Below are 24,862 nucleotides of genomic sequence, written 5' to 3' on the forward strand. Positions count from 1 at the left end.
CCCGCACAGGGCGGTCCCCTGCACAGATCAGGAGAAGAACCATGCTCGAGAGAGAGCTCATCCAGACCCGGGGCGTCCGGAACGTCGAGGAGGACGGTGCCGTCACCGGCTTCCAGTTCACGCTGCGGATGCCCAACTACCGGGGCGTCTGGGGCAGCCTGATCGACGGTGTCGACGTCACCGTCGGCGACCTGTCCTGGGACCGCGAGGTCCCGCGCTGGACCCTCCAGGGCCGCGAGTTCAGCATCCAGGAGCTCCGCGCGACCGACGCCGAGGTCCGCTGGCAGCTGGACGAGGTCGCGACCATCACGGTCCCCCACCCCGGCGGACTCCCCGTCGGCGTGCACGACCTCGCCGTGGACATCGCGATCCACGCCCCCTACATTCCGGCGGAGTTCCAGCCGTCGGTGTTCCACTCCGAGCGGAAGGTCACGATCGTCGCATGAGCGCTGCACTGAAGTACGGGGTGTCCCTGTACAGCTACACCGGTGACATGAACACCGTCCTCACCCTCGAGGACGCCTTCGCCGAGATCGCCGACCTCGGCGCGACCGGCATCGAGATCCTCGGCGAGGGCAACATCAGCGGGTACCCGGCTCCCGGGACCGCGTGGATCGACGAGTGGCAGCGCCTCCTGGAGACGTACCGCCTCGAGCCGACGAACTACGGCTCGTGGATCGACTCGCGGCTCTGGCGCGACCGCGACCTCTCGGCCGAGCAGGGCGCACGGATGCTCGCCGGCGACCTCCGGCTCGCGTCGACGCTCGGCTTCACCACGATCCGGCCCAAGATCGGCGTGATCGCGATGGACCTCACGCCGCACCCGATCTGGGAAAAGGTCGTCGAGCGCAACCTCGACCTCGCCCACGAGCTCGGGCTCATCATCTGCCCGGAGATCCACGCGCCGACCCCGATCAAGCACCCGGTGGTCGACGAGTACCTCGCGTTCATCGAGCGCACCGGCTCGCCGAACTTCCGGCTCATGCTCGACACCGGCATCTTCCAGCGGACCGTCACCACCGCGAAGCACGACGGTCTGAGCGAGGAGGCCGTGGACGAGGGCTGGCGGAAGCCCCTCGCCGTCCCGATGTCGGATCTCGCGGAGGTGCTGCCCTACACCGCGTTCATCCAGACCAAGTTCTTCGACATCGACGAGGACCTCGTCGACCAGCAGATCCCGTGGGAGGAGATCATGCAGACCCTGATCGACAACGAGTGGTCGGGCTACCTCTCCAGCGAGTACGAGGGCGACCGCCTGCCCTACCGGTCCATCGAGCAGGTCCGCCGCCAGCACGCCCTGCTGCACTCGATCGAGGATCGGCTCACCGCATGACCGCGTCAGACCAGCGTCCCGTCGTCCCCGGCTTCCACCCCGACCCGTCGGTCTGCGTCGTGGACGGCGTCGCGTATCTGGCGAACTCGACCTTCGAGTACGCGCCCGGCGTGCCGATCCACGCGTCGACCGACTTCAGGACGTGGACGCTGGTCGGGCACGCCCTCCACCGGCCGGACCAGCTCCCCCTCGCCGGGACCGGCCCCTCCGGCGGGATCTTCGCGCCGACCCTGCGCCACCACGACGGACGCTTCTGGATGATCACGACCAACGTCGCCGACGAGCAGGGGCAGGTGCTCGTCACCGCAGAGGACGCCGCCGGCCCCTGGTCCGAGGCGATCCGCATCCCGGGTATCGACGGCATCGACCCCGACATCGCCTGGGGTGAGGACGGAACCTGCTACGTCACCTACGCGGGTCGCACCGGGATCGCGCAGGTCGAGATCGACCCCGCCACGGGAGAGGTCCTCACCGAGCCGCGGCTGCTCTGGTCGGGCACCGGCGGGAAGTTCCCGGAGGGGCCGCACCTGCTCGAGCGCGACGGGCACTGGTACCTCCTCATCGCCGAGGGCGGCACTGAGCGCGGGCACTCCGTCTCAATCGCCCGCGGCCCGTCGCCCTCCGGGCCCTTCACCGGGAATCCGGCGAACCCGATCCTCACCAAGCGCGGCACCTCCTCCTCCGTGCAGAGCACCGGGCACTCGGACCTGGTCGAGATCGCACCCGGCGTGTGGGCGCTCGTCTACCTCGCCGTCCGACCTCGCGGGAGCAGTCCGGAGTGGCACGTCCTCGGCCGCGAGACGTTCGCCTCAGCGGTGGAGTGGATTGACGGCTGGCCCGTCGTCGGAGCGCCGATCGAGCCGCCCGAGCGGCCGAGCCGGGAGACCCTGGTGCGGGGTGAGGCGCTGCCGCCGACCTGGGTGGGCGACGAGGTGTTCCCCACCGACGTGGTCGAGGTGTCCGAGCACGGATGGACCCTCACCGGCTCCGGGAGTCAGGAGACGTTCGTCGGACGCCGCCAGGACCGCCTCTTCTTCTCCGCCCGCGCGGCTCTCAGCACGACCGGCGAGGCGGCCCTCTCCGTGCGGATCGACCGCCGGCACCGGTTCCGGCTCGAGCTCGAGGGCGATCGCCTGAGCACCGTGCTCGTGGTCGGCGGGCACCGCGTCGTCCTCGACGAGCGGGCAGCGGTCACCGGCGCCGAGCTGCAGATCCGCACCTTCCCCGTCGAAGGAGGCTTCTTCGAGGCACGGGGCCCGGACCACCTGGTCGGCGGTGTCGTCGTGGACGGCGTCTTCACCGAGACGGGGCGCGCCGACGGCCGCTACGTCTCCACGGAGGTGGCGGGCGGCATGACCGGGCGGATCATCGGCATCGAGGTCGGCGTCGGAAGGGCCGAGCTGACCGCCTTCACGTACGTCGGATCCGATGAGCCGCTCGCCGAGCCGTTCCCCGTCGAGCAGCTCGAGGAGACGACCGTCAGTTGAACGCCCCGGCGTAGCGCTGCAGCGCCGTCGCGTGGCCGAACGGCACGCCCTCGCCGACCCACTGGGTCAGGCCGGCGGGGGCGAGCACGTTCTCGATCGCCAGCAGCGCCGCCCCGGTGACGCCCTCCAGCTGATCCAGGCTCGCCGCGCGGATGACGAGGCGCTCGGCGACCAGATCGGTGCAGCCGGACCGGACCGCGTCGGTCACGAGATCGACGAAGTACTCCCCGCCCCGCAGGACGCCGCCGCCGATCGCGACGACCCCCGGGTTCAGCACGTTGACGAGATTCGCGACCACGCCGGCCACGATGCGGCCCGCGCTCGTCAGCAGCTCCATCGAGAGCGGATCGCCCTCGAGAGCGGCTCGCCCGAGGTCCCCGAGAGCGAGAGCGTCGCCCCGGTCGACGACCTCCGCGAGGAGCGGGCTCTCCCGGGCGCGATCCTGTGCGGCGTGGAGGAGCGACCAGCCGCTCGCGACCGCCTCGAGGCAGCCGATCCGCCCGCAGCGGCAGACCGCGGCGGGGTCGTCGGACACCTTGATGTGGCCGATGTCGCCCGCGCCGCCGCGCTCGCCGCGGATGAGGCGCCCGCGGATGATCATCCCGGCGCCGACGCCCGTGCCCACCTTCACGAACAGCATGTCGCGACCGTCCCGGTGCGCCCCCGCGGCCCACTCGCCCAGGGCCATCAGGTTGACGTCGTTGTCGACCCAGACCGGGGCGTCGTAGTGGTCGCGGAACCACGCGCGCACGTTGACGTCGTGCCAGCCGGGCATGATCGGCGGCGCGACGAGGCGGCCGGACCCGTACTCGACCGGGCCGGGCACTCCGATCGCGATCCCCCACGGGCGCGACACCCCGGCGCTCGCGGCGACCCGCTCGAACTGCAGGCGCACGCGCTCCAGAGTCTCCTGCGGGCCGTTCGCGACACTCCAGTCCTCGTGCCCGGTCGCGAGCAGCGTGCCGGAGAGATCGGAGACGGCCACCGTGAACTCGGACGCGCCGATCACGGCCGCGAAGACGTGCCCGGCGTCGGCGGCGAAGTGCAGCGTCCGGGCCTGGCGGCCGCCCTCCGACGGGGCCAGCCCTCCCTCGCCCAGCAGTCCCAGCGCGAGAGCCTGCTCGACGCGCTGGGTCACGATCTTGCGACTCAGGCCGCTCGCCGCGACGAGCTCCGGCCGCGTCGCCGCCCGGCCGGTCCGGACGAGCTCGATGATCGCCGCGAGCGGAGCCGCCTCGAGGGCCGGAGCGACCGAACCGCCGGGGACGTCGAAGCCGCCGAGAAGGGAGGCGGCGTGCTCCGCGGGCGTCGTCGTCGTCGTGTCCACGGTCACCGCGTCCTCCTAGGGTCCCTCCGAGCATAAGTGCTGCGCCGGCGGAGGGCCGCGAGAGGGCTGCCAGGACACCGGACGAGGTCGGGAACCGTGGTCGGCTCTTGCGGTTAGGTGCGTGAAGCACATAAGTTGGTCGACGACCGACGGGGCTCGACCGGCTCGTCGGCACGGCTCCCGAAAGGCTCGACATGACGGACAGGACGAACGACTCCCGCGGCTACCCGGACAGGGTGGACGTCGCGATCATCGGAAGCGGGCCGGCGGGCGCCGCCTACGCCCGCATCCTGAGCGAGCGCTCCCCCGGGGCCTCGATCGCCCTGTTCGAGGTCGGACCGACGATCAGCGATCCGCCCGGGACGCACGTGAAGAACATCGCCGATCTGCACGAGCGCGCGCGGGCGCAGCGCCGGTCGGAGGGGCCGCGCCCCCAGGGCGAGACGTCGACCGACACCCTGGACGACTACGCGACCGACGCCGCGCGCATGCAGCGGGCCGGCACCTTCCTCCTCGCCGACGGCTGGCAGCAGCCCGGCGAGGACGGCCTCCCCGCCGCCGCGATGTCGAGCAACGTCGGCGGCATGGCCGCGCACTGGACCGGCGCCTGCCCGCGACCCGGCGCCAGCGAGCGGATCGCGTTCCTCCCCGATCTCGACGAGCTCTTGACCGAGGCCGAGCGACTCCTCTCCGTCACCGCCGACGCCCTCGGCGACGCACCTCTCGCCGGCGACGTGCGCGCCCGGCTCTCCGCCGCCCTCGACGCCGGCCGCTCGCCCGACCGCCGGGTGCAGCCGATGCCGCTCGCCGTGCGCCGCACCGAGGACGGGTCGCTGATCTGGTCCGGCTCGGACGTGGTCTTCGGCGACGCCACCCGCGAGAACGAGCGCTTCACGCTCTTCGACGAGTCCCTCGTGACCCGTGTCCTCACCGAGGACGGAGCGGCGTCCGGCGTCACCGTGCGCGACCGGCGCAGCGGAGCGGAGCAGGACGTCGCCGCCCGCTTCGTGGTCGTAGCGGCGGACAGCCTCCGCACGCCCCAGGTGCTACACGCCTCCGGCGTCCGCCCCGAGGCGCTCGGCCGCTACCTCAACGACCAGCCGCAGATGGTGCACGGCGCGATCCTCACCGACGTGCCCGAGGTCCCTACCGCCTCCGGCGCGGACACCGCGATCACCGCGCAGAGCGGAGTGTCCTGGATCCCCTTCACCGACGAGTTCCCGTTCCACGGCCAGGTCATGCAGCTCGACGCCTCGCCCGTTCCGCTGGACTTCGACACGATCCCCGGCTCGATCGTCGGGCTCGGCTGGTTCTGCGCCAAGGATCTCCAGGCCTCCGACCGGGTCGCGTTCTCGGACGACGAGACCGACGAGTACGGGATGCCCGCGCTCCGGATCCACTACACGCTCACCGGCAAGGACCACGAGACACTGGCGCGGGCGCGCGAGTCGATCCTCGCCGCGGCTCTGGCCGTCGGCCGCCCCCTCGGCGACGAGCCGCGCCTCTTCCCGGCCGGCGCCTCGCTGCACTACCAGGGCAGCGTCCGCATGGGCGAGACCGACGACGGCACGTCCGTCTGCGATCCGACGGGCCAGGTCTGGGGACACTCCGGTCTCTTCGTCGCCGGCAACGGCGTCATCCCGACCGCCACCGCCTGCAATCCCACCCTCACCGGTGTCGCCCTCGCCGTGCGCGGAGCCCGCCGCATCGCCGAGGAGCTGAACCGATGACCCCCCTCACCTCAGGAGCCCCCGTGTCCGACCTCCCCCGCCTCGACCGTTCGGCGCGTCCGACGCAGCTGATCGTCGACGGCGCTCCGTTCCTCTGCCTCGGCGGCGAGCTCCACAACTCCAGCCCGTCCGACCCGCGGCACATGGCTCCGATCTGGTCGACGATCGGAGCGTCCGGCGTGAGCTCGATCGTCGCCCCGGTCGGCTGGGACCAGGTGGAGCCCATGGAGGGCGAGTTCGACTTCGGCGTCGTCGACGCGCTGCTCGAGGGTGCGCGCTCCGCGGGCGTCCGACTCGTCCTGATCTGGTTCGGCGCCTTCAAGAACGCCCTCTCGACCTACGCCCCGACCTGGGTTCGCGCCGACACGACGCGGTTCGAACGAGCCGACCGCGGCCCGTCGCCGCTGCGCGCCCCGCTCACCTACGACGGATCCATGCCCCGACCCGGCCTCTCGGTGTTCTCCGACGAGCTCCGTCGTGCGGACCAGGTCGCCTACACAGCCCTGATGGAGCACCTCGCCCGCGTGGACGAGGTCCACACCGTGATCATGACGCAGGTGGAGAACGAGGTGGGCCTGCTTGGAGCGAGCCGCGACCTCTCCGACCCCGCTCGGCGCGCCTGGCTCGCACCTGTCCCCGCCGCGCTCGTCGAGGCCGTCTCGAACGAGCCCGCCGGCTTCCACGAGGACGTCGTCGCGCTCTTCGAGCGCTCCCGCTCCGACGGAGCCTCCTGGCAGGAGCGCTTCGGCGACGACGACCCCGTGGCGGACGAGGTCTTCATGTCCTGGGGCTACGGCAGCTACCTGGGCACCCTCGCCGCGGCAGGCAAGACGGTCAAGGCGCTGCCCGCCTACGCGAACGCGTGGCTCGGGCCGCAGCCGGGGCAGGACGCCCCCGGCCAGTACCCCAGCGGCGGCCCGACCGCGCGGATGCGAGGAGTGTGGAAGGTCGCGGGACCGGCGCTCGACTTCGTCTCCCCCGACATCTACGTCCAGCACAGCGAGCCGGTGATGCGCGAGTACTCGGCCCCCGACAACCCGCTCTTCATCCCCGAGGCGCGCGTCCTCACCGGCGACGCCTTCCGTGCGATCGGCGGATTCGACGCCCTCGGCTATCACGTGTTCGGCGTCGACGACGTCCGCGAGGGCAGCCAGCTGTACGGCGCCTTCCGGCAGTTGCTCGCCCTCGCCCCACAGATCCTCGAGGCCCAGCGTGCGGGCCGCATCATCGGCTTCGCCCTCGATGCCGGGACGGAGTCGCTCACGACGGAGATCGAGGGGATGACCGTCGTGGCGCGCAGCGCGCCGAGCATGCTGGCGAACCTGCTCCTCGACGTCGGAGTCCGGCTCCCCGAGCCGGCGCCGCTCCCCGACGAGAACCTGCCCACGGCGCACGCCCCCTCCCCCGCGGACGGGCGCGCCTTCGGGATCGTCCTGCAGACCGGGCCGCTCGAGTACCTCGCCCTCGGCCAGCAGACCATGATCGACTTCAGCCGCGACGGCGTGCAGGTCGAGATCGACGGCCTCCGCGAGCTGCGGCTCCAGAACGGCGAGTGGGTCGAGGGACGGATCCTCAACGGCGACGAGCGGCTGATGATCCTCGGCGCGCACGGCGTGACCGCGGTGCGGGTCAGGCTCCTCGAAACACCGGCGGCCTGAGCCGGTGCCGGGATCCACGAGGAAGCGATGACGGCCGTCGTCCGCTGGGGCATCGCCGGGACGGGGCCGATCTCGCAGCAGATCGCGCGAGACTTCGGCCTCGTCGACGGCGCGGAGCTCGTCGCCGTCGCTTCGCGTACCGCGGCGAATGCTGCGGGATTCGGCGACGAGTTTGCGATCCCGCTCCGGTTCTCCGACTACTCGGCGATGCTCGACGCGGACCTCGACGCCGTCTACCTCGGCACTCCCCACGTCACCCACTTCGCGCTGGCGAAGGAGGCCCTGCAGCGTGGACGCCACGTTCTCTGCGAGAAGCCCCTCGGACTCGACGCGACCGAGGTCCGCGAGCTGTCCGCGATCGCGCGCGGCGCGGGCGTCTTCCTCATGGAGGCCATGTGGATGCGGTTCACCCCGCTGATGGCGCTCGTGCGCGAGATCGTCGACTCCGGTGAGATCGGCGAGGTGCGCGCCGTGCAGGCGGCGTTCGGCGCGCCCTTCCCGCGCGACGGCTCCAGCCGCTGGCAGCGCGGCGGCAGCTCGCTTCTCGACCAGGGGATCTACCCCGTCACCCTCGCGCACCTGATGCTGGGCGCGCCGGAGAGCGTCACCGCCACCGGCGTGATCGACCCTCTCGGCATCGACCTCAGCACCCACTTCACCCTCGAGTACGGCGGCGGGCGCTTCGCCCAGGGGGCGAGCTCGATGGTCGAGTTCCTCGCCGGCACCGCCTCCGTCTCGGGCAGAACCGGCTGGATCGGCATCGATCCCGGCTTCTGGTTCGCCTCGGGGCTCACCGTCCACGGCTACGGCCCCACCGGACCGACCGCCCGGCGCCACGAGGTCGAGCGGGAGGGCCACGGCTACGTCCCCATGCTGCGCGAGGTCACCCGCGCCATCACAGCCGGGCTCCTCGAGCATCCCCTGCACACTCTGGAGGACGCCGTCGCCGTCTTCGAGACTCTCGACGCCGTTCGACGTCGAACGATCCAGGTGTGAGGTTCCGCGCACGAGAGTCGCGGCCAGACCGACTCATCAGGAGCGCCGATGAACGACAGGCTCGCATCAGAGCGAGAAGCGCCTCTCGCGCGGGCGTTCGCGCCCGATCGTCCAGAGGAGGAGGCGACGCTTCTCTCCCGAGACGAGCCTCGCAGTAGCGTCGACATCGCGTCCCTCTGCACACCCCTGTTCCGAGCTGACGGGTGGACGGCCGGCCGGTCGGTCGACCAGCGGGTCCGCGTGCAGCGCCAGTGCAGGCTCTGGCCGAAGCCTGCAGCGTTGCCTCGAAGCGCGGCCTCCGGCGCCACGTTCACGATGGCGCCGCGACCCTTGCCTCGAGCATCGCGGGCAGCACCGCGCGGCTCAGCGCGACCGTCCCGTCGACGTCGACCGAGAAGACGCGGTGCCACAGGGCGTCGTCCGCCTCGTGCAGTGGGGTCATGCCGTCCATGATGCCGGCGATGTTCGCCGGCCCGTCGATGCTTCCGCCCGCTACGGCGACGATCGATGCGACTCCTTCGGCTGAGGTGATGTCGGCGGCGACCGTGACCATGAGGCCCTCGGGGGATGCCGCGGCGAGAGCCTCGATCCCGGTAGGCACCACGTCGACGGCGATCACTCGGCCGCCCTCGCGCGTGATGCGGCGGGCTGTCGCGCGTCCGATGCTCGAGCCGGCGCCGGTCGCGATCACGGTCTTGCCCGCGAAACCGTCGGATGAGCCCTGTGGCACCTCGGTCTCCTCCGGCGGGATGACGCCGCCGCCGGCCTGCTTCGCAAGCGTCTCGACCAGCTCCTGCGGGAAGGCTCCTCCGCCCAGCTCGACCATCGCTCGGAGAGTCAGCTGCCGCGCGGGGCGCAGTGCTTTCCCGTCCAGCCGCCCTGGGCGAGCATCTCCAGGAGAAACCGGCCGCCGACGGCGCCGTCGAGCCGCTCGTGCAGCGTGTTCTAAGCAGTGAGGGTCGAGTTGCTCTCCTCTGATCGCCAGCTAGACCGCGCGCCGGTGTGTGGCGGCGCATTGTCCGAGCCAGGCGAGGCTCGGCTTGGGGGTGCGGATGAACGTCTCCCGGTCGACGGCGATGAGTCCGAAGGTGGGTCCCCAGTGGCCCCACTCGTAGTTGTCGAGGATGCTCCAATGCAGGTAGCCGCGGACATCGATGCCGTCCGCGACGGCGTCGGAGAGCCCGGCGAGGGCGCCTTCGGTGTAGGCGATGCGACGGGTGTCGTCGGCGGTGGCGATGCCGTTCTCGGTCACCAGGATCGGGACGCCGGCCATCTCCGCGGCGTGGCGGACGGCCATACCGAGCGCGTCGGGGCGGTACGCGGTGCCGGTGATCGTGTTGTCCGGGTGCGGAGGGTGAGGGACGAGTCCGTTCTCGTCGACGGCCTGCGAGGAGTAGGACTGGACCCCCACGAAGTGATACTTCGAGGTAGAGGTCCTCCCAGACGTAGCGGACGGTGGTCAGCTTCGCCTCGTTGCCCGGCGTCGCGGTGAAGGCCTGGCAGGCGATGCTCCAGCCGACTTTCGCTACGGTGCTCTCGCGGATCGTGTCACGGACGGCGCGGTGTAGCTCGGCCAACCGGTGTCCGGTCTCGGCCTCAGGGTCCGGAAGACTCCACCCACGGCCGGCATCGACGCTTTCCTCCGCAGCAGGGCCGACCTGCTCGCCGGCACGGCCGGTGTCGAACATCTGCTGCGCCTTGATCATCATCGAGAGCATGTTCGGCTCGTTGAAGGTGATGATCCACTCGACGCCGGTGAGGACGGGAAGGATCGTGTCGACGTAGCTGCGCCAGCGGGCGTGCGCGGTGTCGCCGGTCCAGCCGCCCTCCTCCGCGAACCACAGCGGGACCGTGAAGTGGGGACGAGCGCGAGTCGGGCGTCCGCGACGAGTGCCAGGACCAGGGTCTGGCCGCGCCGGCGATCCTCAGGCTGGGCGTGGACCGCGACGAGGTGCTGGCCGTCGTGGACTCCCTGGCGGAGGGCCCGATCGCGATCGCCTGCTACAACGACGACATCGCGGTCGCTCTCCTCGCGGCCGCGACGATCCGCGGGCGTCGCATCCCCGAGGATCTCGCCGTGATCGGCATGGACAACACGCCGGTCTCCCAGGTCGTGGTGCCTCGCCTCACCACCATTGACTACCCCGCCTCCGAGGCCGTTCACCTCAGCGTGGCGGGCTTCCTCTCGGCCGTCACAGGCGAGCCGATCGAGGCGTCCGCCCTCCACCTCGCCCTGCGCATCATCGAGGGCGAGACCACCTAGCGGTCGCGGGCTGCGGGCCGATCGTCCGGCTCTTCCCCGAAGCGGCGGATGAACGTCCGGCGCAGCTCCTCGAGCTGCTCGCGCTCGCGGTCGCTGATCGGATCCGCCTGTCCCGCTGCGATCCGACGCTGCAGGCTGTTCGCTCGCCTGATCACCTCGACCACGGGAATCACCTCCGCCTTCGATTCTCCGTCGGGTCAGGGCGGACCACGCGCCGCACGTCCACGCGCAGTCCGCGGTGCTGTATCCCGGGCCGCGCTGATCGCAACCAGCCGGAAGCCGCCAGGGTGACCGACCCGAGGTGCGGGATGCGGGATCTGGCGCGAGATGACAGCCGGGACCGGTTGTCGCAGGTCGTCTCGAGTGCCAGGGTCGGCACTGGGCGAGTCGTGCAGGCGCCCGGTCGCTCCGCCCGTAGAGGAACCCGCTGATGCGTTTCACTGGTCGTCGTCTCGCTGTCCCCCGCAGTCTCGCCGTCCCCCGCAGTCTCGCCGTCGCCGTGCTGGCCGTCGCGCTCGTCGTCTCGGGCGCTCCCGCCCAGGCCGCGCCCGCTCCGGCGCAGGCGGCGGCCGCAGCGGCTCCCGTCGTCGGCCCGATCACCGGGGTCGCCTCGAAGCGCTGCCTCGACGTGCCGAACGGGTCGACCGCGAATCGGACGATCGTCGTGCTCTACGACTGCAACAGCGGCGCCAACCAGAAGTGGACGATCGCCACGACCGGCGAGATCACCGTCTACGGCGGCACGAAGTGCCTGGAGGTGCGCAACCGCGCGACGACGGCCGGCGCCGACGTGCAGATCTCGGACTGCGTCGGCGGGGACGGGCAGCGCTGGCGGATCGAGAGCGACGGCACGATCCGCGCCGTCGCCTCGGGCCTCTGCCTGAGCGTCAAGGACCGGAAGACGGCGAACCGCTCGTCCGTGCAGATCGCGGCCTGCGCCGGCGGGGACTGGCAGAAGTGGCGGACGACCGCGGCCGTCGCGGACACCACCGCCCCGTCCGCGCCGACGAGCCCGCGGGTGACGAACCTGGCCTGCCGCACGGCCACGTTCACCTGGAACGCGTCCACGGACGCCGTCGGAGTGGCGGGATACGACGTCTACCACGACGGACAGTTCATGAAGTCGGTCGCCGGGAACGTCCTCTCCACGGGCCTCGACGTGGTGCCGGGTGCGCAGTGGGGCCTCTACGTGAACGCCCGCGACGCCGCCGGGAACGTCTCGCAGGCGAGCGCGACCGTCGCCGTCACGATCCCGCAGTGCAGCACCGACACCCAGGCGCCCACCCGCCCGACCGGCCTCACCGCGCGGGCGTCCGGCACCGCCGTCACCCTCACCTGGACCGCGAGCACCGACGACGTCGGAGTGCGCAGCTACAGCGTCTTCCGCGGCTCCGCGCAGGTCGGCACGGTCGCCGGCAGCGGCACGACGGCGCCGGTCACGACCTTCACCGAGAGCGGCCTGGCGGCGAACACCGCCTACTCCTACACGGTCGCCGCCGTCGACGCCCAGGGCAACACCTCCGCCCGGAGCGCTGCCGCCGCGGTGACCACCGGCGGGGCCTGCAGCACCGCGTTCTGCACCGTGACCCAGACCGCCACCGACACCGACATCCCGTGGGGGCTGACGACCGTTCCCGACGGGACCGTGCTCTACTCCCGCCGCGACGCGCAGGACATCGTCCGCCTGAACCCCACGACGGGCGTGAAGACGAGCCTCGGGACGGTGCCGAACGTGCAGAGCACGGACGGCGAGGGCGGCCTCCTGGGGATCGCGGTGTCGCCGACGTTCGCCACGGACCAGTGGCTGTACGTGATGCACACCTCCCCCACCGACAACCGGGTGATCCGCCTGAAGCTCGTCGGCGACCGTCTCGACACGAGCACCGTGCAGGTCCTCGCCTCCGGGATCCTCCGGAACAAGTACCACAACGGCGGACGCCTGCGCTTCGGCCCCGACGGCAAGCTCTACGTGAGCACGGGCGACGGCCAGAACACCGCCACCGCGCAGAACCTGAACTCCTTGAGCGGCAAGATCCTGCGGATCAACCCGGACGGCTCGATCCCCTCGGACAACCCCTTCGGGAACGCCGTCTGGAGCTACGGGCACCGCAACCCGCAGGGGCTCGCCTTCGACTCGCAGGGCCGCCTGTGGGAGCAGGAGTTCGGCAACAGCGTCATGGACGAGACGAACCTCATCGTCCGCGGCGGCAACTACGGCTGGCCGGCCTGCGAGGGGACGTCCGGCAGCTGCGGCACCGCCGGCTTCCTCGCCCCGAAGCAGACCTACCCGACCTCCGCGGGCTCCTGCTCCGGCCTCACGGTCGTCCGCGACGTCGTCTACATCGCCTGCCTCCGCGGCACCCGGCTCTACCGCGCCCCCATCGTCGGCGACGCGCTGGCCACCCCGACCTCGGCCTTCGTCGGCACCTACGGCCGCCTGCGCACCGTCGAGCCCGACGGTCACGGCGGCCTCTGGATGACGACCTCCAACACCGGCGACAAGGACAGCATCCCGAACAACAGCAGCGAGAAGCTCCTCCGCGTGACCCTCGGCGGCTGACCCGCGAGATCGGCCCGTCGACCCGCCGTCTGACGCCGGTGGATCTCGATACGCCCGCTGCGCGGACTACTCGATCAGCATGAACCCGAGCGCGGCGGCCGCATGTCGACATGCCCCTTGCATGCTGGTCGAGTAGCCGCCGGCGGCGGCGTATCGAGACCCGCCGTCACCAGCAGGCCGGTCTGCAGACCCGCGTTCTGACGCCGGTGGATCTCGATACGCCCGCTGCGCGGGCTACTCGATCAGCATGAGACGACCCGCCCCTCGCATGCTGGTCGAGTAGCCCCGCGGGGGCGTGTCGAGACCTGCCGTCCCCACTGGGGCCGTTCAACGAATGTCCGAGGGTCCGCCGCGATTGACTGCGCAGTCAATCCGTGCTGTACTCATCGCACGGCGCCGTTGACTGCGCTGTCAACTCCTCGGCAGAGGACGAGCGAAGGAGCTGCGACATGGACGCATCGAAGGCCGTGCCGCAGCCGGACGACCGCGGTCGCCGCGTCTCGATGGCCGACGTCGCCCGTGCCGCCGGTGTCAGTCAGAAGACCGTCTCCCGCGTCGTCAACGGCGAGGCGCACGTCTCCCCCGCGATCGGCGAGCGGGTCACCGCCGCGATCCGCACGCTCGGCTTCCGGCCGAACGCCGCCGCCCGCGCGCTCGCCACCCAGCGCAGCCGCCGGATCGGCATGGTCACGATGGGCACCTCGCTCTACGGGCCCTCCGCGATCCTGGACGGCGTCGAACAGGCCTCCCGCGCCGCCGGCTACTTCCTCAGCGTGGTGCGCACGGTCGAGAACAGCGGCGCCGAGCTGCAGGAGGCCGTCGACACGCTCGTCGACCAGGGCGTCGACGGCATCATCCTCTCGGAGCCGGTCGACTTCGGGCACCCTCGCCTGAGCATCCCCGCCGACGTCACCGTGCTCAGCTTCGACCACCCGAGCGAGGAGCATCGCCCGGAGGAGCTCGTCGTGGGCACCGACGAGGCCGGCGCCGCCCGCAGCGCCACCGAGCACCTCCTCGCTCTCGGCCACGAGACGGTCTGGCACATCGCCGGCGCCGGCACCTGGTCGGCCACCCGCCGCCGCATCGACGGCTGGCGGGCCGCCCTCGCCGATGCCGACGTCGCCGAGCCGCCCGTGCTCAGTGGCGACTGGAGCCCGCGCTCCGGCGCCGAGGCCATGGCCTCGATCCTGCACCGCCGGGACGTGACCGCCGTCTTCGCCGCCAACGACCAGATGGCTGTCGGCGCGATCCACGCCGCCGAGGCCGCCGGCCTGCGCATCCCGGAGGACCTCAGCGTCGTCGGCTTCGACGACGACCCGATCTCGGAGTACCTGCACCGGCCGCTCACGACGGTCAAGCAGGACTTCGCCGAGGTCACGCGCATCGCGATGCACCGGATGATCCGCACGCTCGACGGCCACGCGCCCACCGACCGCCACCGCTCCGTCCCCGCCCAGCTGATCGTCCGCGCCTCCACCGGTCCCGCGAATCCCGAGCGCGCCGCTCTGGCGCCGGCGACTCCGGCCCCCGTCCCCCGTCTCCCCCTCCCCTAGCTCTTCCACCCCCCGACCCGTCCCTCCCCCGCCGCCGTCCGCGCGGTCGGCACCAGCCGCCTCCGCGCGGTCCCTCCGGCGCGCCCGCCGGCCCGTCCCTCCCCCTTCTCCGAAGGAGCTCCTCCATGCACCCACTGTCCCCCGCGCTCTCGCGCCGCGGGCTGCTCCGTCTCGGCGCCGCCGCCGGCGGCTCGGCGGCCCTCGCCACCCTGCTCGCCTCCTGCGCCGCGACCGGCCCGCAGGCGGCCGTCGAGTCCGGAGCCGTCGACCTCTCGTTCTGGACCCACGACGACGGCTACGTGGCCTTCTTCACGGAGGCGCTCGCGCTCGCCGACGCGCGCACCGACTTCGCCTACTCGCTCGACGTCACCAAGATCGGCGCGACCGACATCGTCACCAAGCTGATCGCGCAGGCCGTCGCCGGCTCCGGCACGCCGGACCTCGTCGGCATCGAGGTCGCGAACTTCGCGCGCACGCTCCGCGGCTCGATCGCCCCCGAGCTGCTCGTCGATCTCACCGAGGCGACCGCGCCCTACCGCGACGACCTCATCGCCGCGCGCGTCGACGCGTTCAGCAAGGACGGCGCCCTCTACGCGCTCGACTCCGACACCCCGCTCGCCGTCTACTACTACCGCGAGGACGAGTTCGCGCGCCTCGGCGTGCCCACCGACGTCGAGACCTGGGAGGAGTTCGCCCGCGTCGGCGGCGAGATCAGCGCCCGCGAGGGCGTCTCGTTCGGCGCCCTCTCCGTCGGAAGCGATCTGCCGCAGGTCGTGCAGGGCTACCAGCTGCTGCTGATGCAGCGCGGCGGGCAGCTCTTCGACCGCGACGGGAACCTCGATCTCGCCACCCCGGAGGCCGAGGAGGCACTGCAGTTCGCGGTCGACGGACTCGCCTCCGGCTTCTTCACGACCGTCGCCGACTACTACGGCCCGAGCATGCAGAGCGGCCTCAAGCAGGGCTCGATCCTCGGCGTCGACATGCCCACCTGGTACTCGAGCTACGGCATCAAGCCCAACGTGCCCGAGCAGGCCGGCCTCTGGCGGGTCAAGGCGCTGCCGCGGTTCGAGAACGGCGGCAGCCGCACGGCCGTCGGCGGTGGCACCGGCTTCGCGGCGGTCACCGGCAAGGCCAACAGCGACGCCGCCGTCGAGCTCGTCCTCGCCGCCTACCTCGACCCGGCCCAGCAGGTGAAGCGCTACCGCGATCTCGGCTACCTGCCGACGCTGCGCTCGGTCTACGACGACCCCGAGCTCGCGACGATCACCGACGACTACTTCGGCGGCCAGGCGCTCTTCGAGGTCTACGGCGAGATCATCGACGAGGTCCCGTCGCTCTTCCAGAGCCAGGACCAGCAGATCCTCACGACCGTGCTGTCGGGCTACCTCCTCCAGGCCTACAAGGGCACCCTCTCCCCGGCGCAGGCGCTCCGCGCCACGGCCGAGGACTTCCGCGGCCAGGCCCGCAGCTAAGGATCGATGATGTCGACTCTCACCACGGCCGGGGCGCCCGCCTCCGCCCAGGACGGCCGCGGCGGCTCCCCGCTCGAGGCCCGGCGCGCCGCGAAGCGGAAGCGCCTGAACACCTCCGGCGGCAGGGCCCCGTACCTCTTCATCGCGCCGTTCTACCTGCTCTACGCGCTGTTCATGATCGTCCCGGTCGGCGCGGCGATCTACCTCAGCCTCACCGAGTGGGTCGGCCTCGGCTCTCCCGAGTTCGTCGGGCTGGCCAACTACGGCGACCTGCTCGGCGACACGAGCTTCGGCGTCGCGCTGGTGAACACGCTGATCTACACGCTGATCGCGGTGTTCGTGATCGTGCCGTGCTCGCTGATGATCGCGCAGGGCCTGAACGCCCGCGGGCTCAAGGCGCGGGATCTGTTCCGGCTCACCTTCTTCATCCCGATGGTGCTCTCGCCGATCGTCATCGCGCTGATCTACAGCCTGATCTTCGATCGCAGCTACGGGCTCCTGAACTCGCTGATCCGCGCGGTCTTCGGGTTCGGCGACATCGACTGGCTCGGCGACCCGACCCTCGCCAAGGTCGCGATCGGCTTCGTCCTGCTCTGGCGCACGGTCGGCTACCTGACGATCTTCTTCCTGGCCGCGCTGCAGGCCGTGCCGAAGGAGCTGTACGAGGCGGCCGAGCTCGACGGCGCCGGCGTGCTCGCGAAGTTCCGCACCGTGACGCTCCCCGCGATCCGGCCGGTGACCGCGTTCGTCGTCGTCACCTCCTTCATCAGCGCCGCCCAGCTCTTCGACGAGCCCTACCTGCTCACGCGGGGCGGGCCGGGCGAGGCGACCCTCTCCGTCTCGATGTTCATCTACCGCGCCGCGTTCGAACGCCAGCAGTTCGGCTACGCCGCCGCGGCCGGAGTCGTGCTCTTCGTGCTCGTCTTCGCCGTCAGCCAGATCCTCAACCGCGCCCTCGCCATCGGGAGAACCTCATGACCGCCACCACGGGAATCGTCACCGCCGACGCTCCGGACCGCCGCATCCCGCGGAGGCAGCGCCGGGCGAGCGGCGGCGAGCGCGCCCGCCGCGGACTGCTCTACATCACCCTCTCGGCCCTGCTGCTCGTCTTCGTGTTCCCGCTGCTGTGGGCGCTGAGCGGCTCGTTCAAGGACCGCGGCGACATCTTCTCCACTCCCCCTTCGCTCGTCCCGAACCCCGCGACCACCGACAACTACGTCAACCTGCTGACCACGCAGCCCTTCTGGGCCTGGTTCGGGATGAGCGTCGGCACCTCGCTGCTCGCGACCGCGGTCTCGGTCTTCGTCTGCGCGATGGCGGGCTACGGCTTCGCGAAGTTCGCCTTCCGCGGCAAGAAGGTGCTCTTCACGATCATGTTCTCTTCGCTGTCGGTGCCGTTCGTCGTGATCCTGGTGCCGCTGTTCATCCTGATCGTGAAGGCGGGGCTCTCGAACCCGTGGTTCGCGCTGATCGTGCCGTGGGTCGCCCCCGCGTTCGGGATCTTCATGATGCAGCAGTTCATCGTCCAGTCCATCCCGGACGAGATCATCGAGGCGGCCCGGATCGACGGCAACAGCGAGTTCGGCACCTTCTGGCGCGTGGTGCTGCCGCTGCTGCGCCCCTCCCTCGGCGCGCTCGGCGTCTGGGGCTTCCTGCAGAGCTACAACAGCTTCCTCTGGCCGCTCGTGCTGCTCTCGGACTCGTCGCAGTACACGATCCCGCTGGGCCTGAACATCCTGTTCGCGTCCGAGAACCGCTCCTACGACCTCGTCCTGGCCGGCGCGGTGCTCGCCTCGGTACCGACGATCCTGGTGTTCTTCCTGCTGCGCAAGCAGCTGCTCGACGGGCTGACCGCGGGCGCCGTCAAGGGCTGACGCCCCCATCGCCCTCCTCCGCCACTCCTCTCCCGAACGTCCGAAAGGCCCCCCATGCAGCACCTCACCGACCGCATCCTGTTCGGCGCGGCGTACTACCACGAGTACCAGCCGACCTCCCGGCTGGGCAGTCGCGACCTCGCCGAGGACCTCCGGCTGATGAAGGCGGCGGGCTTCACCGTCATCCGCGTCGGCGAGTCGGTCTGGTCGACCTGGGAGCCCGAGAACGGCGTCTTCGAGCTCGACTGGCTGCAGCCGGTGCTGGACGCCGCGCACGAGCACGGCATCGCGGTGGTGCTGGGCACGCCGACCTACGCGGCGCCGATGTGGCTCGCGCGCCTGTATCCCGAGATCAACGTCGAGCGCTCGAGCGGTCGGCCGATGGGCTGGGGTGCCCGGCAGGAGATCGACTACTCCCACCCGGCCTTCCTCTTCCACGCCGAGCGCCTCGTCCGGAGGATCGTCGAGCGCTACGCCGCGCATCCCGCGGTGATCGGCTTCCAGGTCGACAACGAGCCGGGCAACGAGATCTTCCACAACCGGCAGGTCTTCCAGCGCTTCGTCGACCACCTGCGCGCCCGCTACGGCACCGTCGAGGCGCTGAACGACGAGTGGGGGCTGACCTACTGGTCGCACCGCCTGTCGACCTGGGCCGATCTCTGGACGCCGGACGCCAACCAGCAGCCGCAGTACGACCTGGCCTGGCGCCGCTTCCAGGCCTCGCTGACCACCGACTTCATCGGCTGGCAGGCCGAGATCGTGCGCGAGATCACCGCGCGGTCGGGGCGCGAGGACCAGTTCGTCACGACCTGCATCTCCTACGAGCGCAGGACGGTCCAGGACGAGGAGCTCGTGCGCTCCCTCGACATCGCCGCCGGCAATCCCTACTACCGGATGCAGGACGGCCTCGAGCTGCCGGACGCGCGCGCGTTCGACCAGCACTGGACCACCTCGGGCACCTGGGCGCTGTACGCCACGGCCGACAGGATGTACGGCTCGAAGCAGGCGCCGTTCCTGGTCACCGAGACGGACGCGCAGGCGATCGGCATGCCGTGGTCGAACGAGCCCGGCTTCGACGGGCAGTGGCGCCAGGCCGCCTGGGCCCTGGTCTCGCGCGGCGCGACGATGATCGAGTACTGGCACTGGCACACGCTGCACCACGGCGCCGAGACCTACTGGGGCGGCGTCCTGCCGCACTCGCAGGAGCCGGGCCGCGTCTACGAGCAGATCGCCGCCCTGGGCGCCGACTTCGCGGCCGCCGGCGATCGGGTGACCGAGCTGACCCCCGACTCCGACGTCGCGATCCTGTTCTCGAACGAGAGCAAGTGGGCGCTCGAGGAGCACCCCTCCTTCAGCGACCCGACCCAGGGCACCGGCGCCGCCCGCGGCGTGCCCGTCGCGTCGACGCGCACCTTCCAGAACGCCTTCGACGCCTTCGCGCGCGGCGCCTTCGACGCGGGGCTGCAGTCGAACACGGTGCACCCCTCGCAGCTGACCGAGACGACGCCCGCCGCCTACGCGGCCGGGCATCCCGTGCTGGTCGCCGCGGCGTTCACCATCGCCGACGACGCGCAGCTGCAGTGGCTGGAGGCGTACGCCGCAGCGGGCGGGCACCTGATCGTCGGCGTGCGCACCGGCTACGAGGACGAGGAGGCGCGGGCCCGCCTGCAGCGCAAGCCGGCGTTCCTCGACGAGGCCGCGGGCGTGCACTACGACGAGTTCGCGAACCTGGCGGTCCCCGTGCCGGTCGTCGCGGAGTCGGGCTTCCCGCTGCCGGCCGGCGCCACGGCGACCCTGTGGGCGGACGGCCTGCAGCCCGACAACGCCGAGGTGCTGGTGCGCTACGTCCACCCGCACTACGGGCGCTTCGCCGCCGTCACGACACGGTCGCACGGCGCAGGACGGGTGACGACCGTCGGGACCGTGCCCGACCTCGAGTTCGCGCGGAGCCTGATGACCTGGGCCGTCGGCGACGCCGCGTCCGGCTGGCGCCGCGCCGCGGAGTCGCAGACGGTCACGAGCGCGACCAACCGGCGCGGGGAGCGCATCCGCTTCGTGCACAACTGGTCGTGGAAGCCGTCGGTGTACCCGCTGCCGGCCGCCGCGACCGACGTCCTGTCGGGCGAGGAGCTGTCGGCCGGGACCGAGCTGGCGCTCGGGCCGTGGGACGTGCGCGTCCTGGCCTCCGCCGACTGAGGAAGCCCGGACAGGGGGGGCGGCCGACCGCGGCCCGCCGCACAGCATGCTGGTCGAGGAGCCGCCGCCTGCGGACAGCATGCGGCCGACCGCGGACCGCCGGACAGCATGCTGGTCGAGGAGCCGCCTCCGGCGGCGTACCGAGACCCGCCGTCCCCAGCAGGCCGGTCTGCAGACCCGGCTTCTGACGCCGGTGGGTCCCGATACCCGCTGCGCGCTGCTCGACCGGCAGGAGGCGTCGGCGGTGCATCCGTGCGGATCCGGCCGAGAACGCCGTTCTCGGAGGGCGCGGCTTTTGGCAGTTCCGGATCCGATCACTTTCGAAAGAATGACCCGGACTTTCGCAATACTGCCTTCTCGGACTTTCGAAAGAATGGCGTCGCCCGGCTTTGCGGGAACTTGCTCGAGAAGTACACGAAACGTTTCGTTTTCTTATTGACAGGGGTGTTATCGGCTGCTTAGTCTCGTCCTCGTTCCGAATCACCGGCGATTGGATGTCTCGACCATGCACACCCGAAACGGGGCAGGCGGCGCCCTGGCGGCGACCCTGCCGCCCCTTCTCCCGACACCGGTCGGCGCGGCATGGTGATGCCGCTGACCGGTGCGCCCGGGACGACCGTCCCCGGCGCGACCGTGCCCGGCTCCCCCGGCCCGGAGGAGCCCGTCCCCGGCGGACCCGTGACGATCCGTGGCCGCTCGAACGTCCGCGGCTTCCGCGCCGCGCGGCGCAGCTTCCGCCGGCACTGGCAGCTCTACCTGCTGATCCTGCCCCCGCTGCTCTACTTCATCGTCTTCAAGTACGTGCCGATGTCGAACGCGATCATCGCGTTCAAGGACTACAACGTCATCGACGGCGTCTGGGGCAGCCCGTGGGTGGGCCTCAAGCACTTCGAGCGGTTCTTCTCCAATCCGATCTTCTGGACGCTGCTGAAGAACACCTTCCTGCTCTCGGCCTATGTGGTGCTCGCGGGCTTCCCGTTCCCGATCCTGCTCGCACTCGCACTGAACGAGGTGCGGCTGCGCTTCTTCCAGCGCACCGTGCAGATGGTCACCTACGCGCCCTATTTCATCTCCACGGTCGTCGTGATCTCGATGACGATCCTGTTCCTCTCACCCAAGCTCGGCCCGGTCAGCGAGGTCACCTCGTTCTTCGGTCTCGGGGCGATCGACTTCCTCGGCGATCCGGACTTCTTCCGGCACATCTACGTCTTCAGCGACGTCTGGCAGACCACCGGCTATTCCGCCGTCCTCTACATGGCGGCTCTGTCGTCGATCGACACCTCGCTCTACGAGGCGGCCCGGGTCGACGGTGCGAGCCGGCTGCAGAAGATCTGGCACGTCGACATCCCCGGCATCATGCCCACGGCGATCACCATCCTCATCCTCGGCGTCGGCAACGTGATGGCGATCGGCTTCGAGAAGGCGTTCCTGCTGCAGAACTCGCTGAACCTCTCGCAGTCCGAGATCATCCCCACCTACGTCTACAAGGTGGGACTGCTCAACGCCGACTTCAGTCAGGCCGCGGCCATCGGACTCTTCAACGGAATGATCAACCTGGTCCTGCTCCTGGGCGTCAACGCGCTCGCGAAGCGGACCACGGGACAGGGGCTCTGGTGACCGCACTCGACACACCCACGACGACCGCCGCCGAGGGCCGCGAGCTCGCGAAGCTCCCGCGCCGCCGCCAGCGCACGACCCGCATCAAGGACCCGCTGGTCGACCGCGTCTTCATGATCGCCGTCTACGTCCTGCTCACGACGTTCCTGCTGGCGGTGCTCCTGCCGCTGCTCTACATCCTGGCCAGCTCGTTCAGCTCGCCACTGGCCGTCTCGTCCGGCCGGGTCAGCTTCTGGCCGATCGACTTCACCCTCGAGGGCTACGAGCGCGCCCTCGGCGACTCGACGATCCTCGCGGGCTTCGCCAACTCGCTCTTCTACACGGCCGCCGGCACCTTCGTCAGCCTCGTGCTCACCGTCGCGATCGCCTACCCGCTCTCACGGAAGGACTTCTGGGGGCGCGGCGGGATCACCCTCGGCGTCATCTTCACGATGCTCTTCGCCGGCGGCATCATCCCCACCTATCTGGTGGTGCAGCAGCTCGGCCTCCTCGACACCCGCTGGGCGCTGATCCTCCCCCAGGCGGTCGGCGTCTGGCAGGTGATCATCGCGGTCGTCTTCTTCCGCTCCTCCATCCCGGACGAGCTCTACGAGGCGGCGCAGCTGGACGGCGCGAGCGATCTCCGCTTCCTCTGGACGATCGTGCTCCCGCTCTCCAAGCCGCTGCTCGCGGTGGTCGCGCTGATGTACGCGATCTACCAGTGGAACTCCTACTTCGACGCGCTGCTCTACCTCCGCGATCCGAGTCTCTATCCGCTGCAGCTGGTGCTGCGGAACGTCCTGATCCTCAATCAGGCGACTCCGGGCATGGATGCGGCCGCGCAGATCGAGCGCCAGCAGCTCGCGGATCTCCTCAAGTACTCCCTGATCGTCATCTCGACGGTTCCGGTGATGGTCCTCTATCCCTTCGTCGCCCGGTACTTCAACAAGGGCATCATGCTCGGCGCCGTCAAGGGCTGAGCGCCCCTGAGCCGGCCCCCCGCGGGGCTCGCTCCCTCCCCGGTCGCGTGGACCCCGCGCGGCTTTCTCACCCATGGAAGGAAACACCTTGTTCTCTCGCACACAGCACGGCAACGACGCCGGGCGGAGGAAGCGCCTCCTCTTCGGCGCCGTCCTCACCACCGCGATCATCGGACTCACCGGCTGCACCGGCGAGAGCCCGGAGGCCGACCGCAAGGTCATCCGGATCTTCGGCGAGCAGGGCGCGCAGATCGACCTGAACACCAACTCGTTCACCAAGGTGCTGGAGGACAAGTTCGGCGTCGACATCCAGTTCGAGACGACCTCCTACGGCGCCTCCGAGGCGACGGAGGCGCGGCAGATCTCGCTCGCCGGCGGCGACCTGCCCGAGGCCTACATGCTCGTCCCCTGGGCCTCGCAGTTCAGCCGGGCCGAGCTCCAGCGCTACGGCGACCAGGGGCTTCTCGTGCAGCTCAACGACCTGATCGACTCGAACGGGCCGAACATCAAGGCGGCCCTCGACGCGGAGCCGGGCTTCAAGGAGCTCACCGAGACCCCGGACGGCAAGATCTGGGGCCTGCCGCAGTGGAACGACTGCTACCACTGCTCCTACCCCTACAAGTTCTGGATCAACACCGACTGGCTCGACACCCTCGGCCTCGCGGCCCCGACCACCCCCGACGAGTTCTTCGCGGTGATGCAGGCCTTCAAGACCCAGGACCCGAACGGCAACGGCCAGGCGGACGAGATCCCGCTCACCGGCAGCACCCAGCAGTCGCTCGTGCCGTACATCATGAACGCGTTCGTCTACAACGCCTTCAACACCGGCTCCGGAGCGAACGGGCAGCCCGTCTCGCTCGGACTCGACGGCGACGCCGTGCAGCTGCAGACCATGCAGGACGGCTGGCGCGAGGGCCTGCAGTTCCTGCACAAGCTGTGGGACGCCGGCCTGATCGACCCCGCCACCTTCTCGCAGGGCGGCGACCAGATGACCGCGACCGGCAACGCGGCCCAGGGCGTCCTCATCGGCGGCTTCACCGCCATCCACCCCGGCTTCGCCGTCACCATCGGCCAGGAGGACGGGCGCGACACGCAGTACGACCTGCTCCCCCCGCTGACGGGCCCCGGCGGCCAGAACGCCACCTTCCTCCTGCCGAGCGTCCCCGGTGCGACCTTCGTCGTCACCAAGGCGGCCGACGAGGAGGAGCAGAAGGTCATCGTCGAGATGATGGACTACCTGTTCTCGCCCGAGGGCCACGTCCGTGGCGAGTTCGGCGAGGAGAACATCGGCTGGCGCGCGCCGGCCGAGGGCGAGATCGCGCTCGACCAGAGCCTGGAGCCCTCCCTCGTCGACACCAAGATGGACGAGTCGAACGAGGCCGACTACAACGGCAACTGGGGCCCGATGGCGCAGGTCTTCGACACGGCCGAGTTCCGCGCCAGCCAGGTCCAGCCGCTCGACATCTACACCGAGGAGGGCTTCGAGCGCCGCCTGTTCGAGGCGACCGACCAGTACGCCGGCAAGGAGTCCGACGCGATGTTCCCCTACTGGAACATCTGGGTCCCCTCGGAGGACGCGAGCGAGCTCTCGACCCTCACCGCGAACATCGAGAGCAGCGTCGCCACCGCGACCGCCGAGTTCGTCACCGGCGTCCGCGACCCCGGCAGCGACGCCGACTGGCAGTCCTACCTCGACGGTCTGACGAGCCTCGGCGCGGACCGCTACGCCGAGATCTGGCAGAACGCCTACGACCAGTAGCGGACCGCGTCCCCTCCCCTCGCCCGCGACCCGGGCGGCGGGAGGGGACTCCGCTGTCCGCCCCGGCACCGCTGCACG

General features: G+C 70.8%; 20 protein-coding genes. 16 read left to right on the forward strand and 4 right to left on the reverse strand.

The window, feature by feature from the left end:
- Positions 1–41 precede the first annotated feature (41 nt).
- From HQQ86_RS21535 to HQQ86_RS19425, 3 genes are read left to right on the forward strand one after another with little or no spacing between them, the layout of a single operon-like run.
- A complete protein-coding gene (locus HQQ86_RS21535) occupies positions 42–446 on the forward strand; it encodes a DUF6379 domain-containing protein (protein ID WP_254072215.1) in 405 nt (134 codons plus the stop codon).
- Positions 443–1,333 (forward strand): sugar phosphate isomerase/epimerase, encoded by an 891-nt coding sequence (locus tag HQQ86_RS19420; protein WP_254072216.1) that lies wholly within the window; start codon positions 443–445, stop codon positions 1,331–1,333. Before HQQ86_RS21535 ends, HQQ86_RS19420 begins: the two co-directional genes overlap by 4 nt.
- Positions 1,330–2,820 carry a glycoside hydrolase family 43 protein gene (locus HQQ86_RS19425; protein ID WP_173290144.1) on the forward strand — a complete coding sequence of 497 codons (1,491 nt, stop codon included), beginning with the start codon at positions 1,330–1,332 and terminating at the stop codon, positions 2,818–2,820. Before HQQ86_RS19420 ends, HQQ86_RS19425 begins: the two co-directional genes overlap by 4 nt.
- Here the strand turns inward: HQQ86_RS19425 and HQQ86_RS19430 are convergent.
- Positions 2,813–4,153 (reverse strand): ROK family protein, encoded by a 1,341-nt coding sequence (locus HQQ86_RS19430; protein ID WP_173290146.1) that lies wholly within the window; start codon positions 4,151–4,153, stop codon positions 2,813–2,815. The genes HQQ86_RS19425 and HQQ86_RS19430 overlap by 8 nt on opposite strands.
- A 188-nt stretch (positions 4,154–4,341) precedes the next feature.
- Here HQQ86_RS19430 and HQQ86_RS19435 point away from each other — a divergent pair, with 188 nt between their 5' ends.
- From HQQ86_RS19435 to HQQ86_RS19445, 3 genes are read left to right on the forward strand one after another with little or no spacing between them, the layout of a single operon-like run.
- On the forward strand, positions 4,342–5,877 hold the full coding sequence (locus HQQ86_RS19435) for a GMC oxidoreductase (protein WP_173290148.1): 1,536 nt from the start codon (positions 4,342–4,344) through the stop codon (positions 5,875–5,877).
- Positions 5,874–7,535 carry a DUF5597 domain-containing protein gene (locus HQQ86_RS19440; RefSeq protein ID WP_173290150.1) on the forward strand — a complete coding sequence of 554 codons (1,662 nt, stop codon included), beginning with the start codon at positions 5,874–5,876 and terminating at the stop codon, positions 7,533–7,535. Before HQQ86_RS19435 ends, HQQ86_RS19440 begins: the two co-directional genes overlap by 4 nt.
- Positions 7,536–7,562: 27 nt before the next feature.
- On the forward strand, positions 7,563–8,531 hold the full coding sequence (locus HQQ86_RS19445; RefSeq protein ID WP_173290152.1) for a Gfo/Idh/MocA family protein: 969 nt from the start codon (positions 7,563–7,565) through the stop codon (positions 8,529–8,531).
- Between the two features lie 310 nt (positions 8,532–8,841).
- Here the strand turns inward: HQQ86_RS19445 and HQQ86_RS19450 are convergent, their stop codons facing one another.
- Positions 8,842–9,357, reverse strand: coding sequence for an SDR family NAD(P)-dependent oxidoreductase (locus HQQ86_RS19450; RefSeq protein WP_173290154.1), 516 nt, complete (start codon positions 9,355–9,357; stop codon positions 8,842–8,844).
- A gap of 159 nt (positions 9,358–9,516) precedes the next feature.
- Complete coding sequence (locus HQQ86_RS21040) at positions 9,517–9,942, reverse strand: family 1 glycosylhydrolase (RefSeq protein WP_216845655.1); 426 nt, start codon at positions 9,940–9,942, stop codon at positions 9,517–9,519.
- 495 nt (positions 9,943–10,437) lie between these two features.
- Here HQQ86_RS21040 and HQQ86_RS19460 point away from each other — a divergent pair, with 495 nt between their 5' ends.
- Entirely contained in the window at positions 10,438–10,794 is a 357-nt protein-coding gene (locus HQQ86_RS19460; RefSeq protein WP_173290462.1) for a substrate-binding domain-containing protein, read from the forward strand.
- On the opposite strand, the gene HQQ86_RS19465 is transcribed toward HQQ86_RS19460, so the two are convergent.
- Entirely contained in the window at positions 10,791–10,958 is a 168-nt protein-coding gene (locus HQQ86_RS19465) for a hypothetical protein (protein WP_173290156.1), read from the reverse strand. The two genes, HQQ86_RS19460 and HQQ86_RS19465, sit on opposite strands and share 4 nt — an antisense overlap.
- A 266-nt stretch (positions 10,959–11,224) precedes the next feature.
- Here HQQ86_RS19465 and HQQ86_RS19470 point away from each other — a divergent pair, with 266 nt between their 5' ends.
- The 9 genes from HQQ86_RS19470 to HQQ86_RS19510 all read left to right on the forward strand — a co-directional run bounded on the left by HQQ86_RS19470 (position 11,225) and on the right by HQQ86_RS19510 (position 24,784).
- Complete coding sequence (locus HQQ86_RS19470) at positions 11,225–13,354, forward strand: PQQ-dependent sugar dehydrogenase (protein ID WP_173290158.1); 2,130 nt, start codon at positions 11,225–11,227, stop codon at positions 13,352–13,354.
- Positions 13,355–13,803: 449 nt separating this feature from the next.
- Positions 13,804–14,907 (forward strand): LacI family DNA-binding transcriptional regulator, encoded by a 1,104-nt coding sequence (locus HQQ86_RS19475; RefSeq protein ID WP_173290160.1) that lies wholly within the window; start codon positions 13,804–13,806, stop codon positions 14,905–14,907.
- 125 nt (positions 14,908–15,032) lie between these two features.
- Complete coding sequence (locus tag HQQ86_RS19480) at positions 15,033–16,379, forward strand: ABC transporter substrate-binding protein (RefSeq protein WP_173290162.1); 1,347 nt, start codon at positions 15,033–15,035, stop codon at positions 16,377–16,379.
- Positions 16,380–16,388: 9 nt separating this feature from the next.
- Complete coding sequence (locus tag HQQ86_RS19485) at positions 16,389–17,357, forward strand: carbohydrate ABC transporter permease (protein WP_173290164.1); 969 nt, start codon at positions 16,389–16,391, stop codon at positions 17,355–17,357.
- Positions 17,354–18,253: a carbohydrate ABC transporter permease gene (locus tag HQQ86_RS19490; RefSeq protein WP_173290166.1), complete on the forward strand. Its 900-nt coding sequence runs from the start codon at positions 17,354–17,356 to the stop codon at positions 18,251–18,253. Before HQQ86_RS19485 ends, HQQ86_RS19490 begins: the two co-directional genes overlap by 4 nt.
- Positions 18,254–18,307: 54 nt before the next feature.
- The gene (locus HQQ86_RS19495; protein WP_173290168.1) at positions 18,308–20,449 is read left to right on the forward strand and encodes a beta-galactosidase; all 2,142 of its coding nucleotides are present in this window, start codon (positions 18,308–18,310) and stop codon (positions 20,447–20,449) included.
- Between the two features lie 582 nt (positions 20,450–21,031).
- Positions 21,032–22,066 (forward strand): sugar ABC transporter permease, encoded by a 1,035-nt coding sequence (locus HQQ86_RS19500; RefSeq protein WP_254072217.1) that lies wholly within the window; start codon positions 21,032–21,034, stop codon positions 22,064–22,066.
- Positions 22,063–23,025, forward strand: a complete 963-nt coding sequence (locus HQQ86_RS19505; RefSeq protein ID WP_367948744.1) for a carbohydrate ABC transporter permease — start codon at positions 22,063–22,065, stop codon at positions 23,023–23,025. The genes HQQ86_RS19500 and HQQ86_RS19505 overlap by 4 nt, the downstream gene beginning before the upstream one ends.
- Positions 23,026–23,113: 88 nt before the next feature.
- A complete protein-coding gene (locus HQQ86_RS19510) occupies positions 23,114–24,784 on the forward strand; it encodes an extracellular solute-binding protein (protein WP_173290170.1) in 1,671 nt (556 codons plus the stop codon).
- Positions 24,785–24,862 lie beyond the last annotated feature (78 nt).

Origin of the sequence: Rathayibacter sp. VKM Ac-2857 (assembly GCF_013205025.1) — a bacterium.
Taxonomy (GTDB): domain Bacteria; phylum Actinomycetota; class Actinomycetes; order Actinomycetales; family Microbacteriaceae; genus Rathayibacter.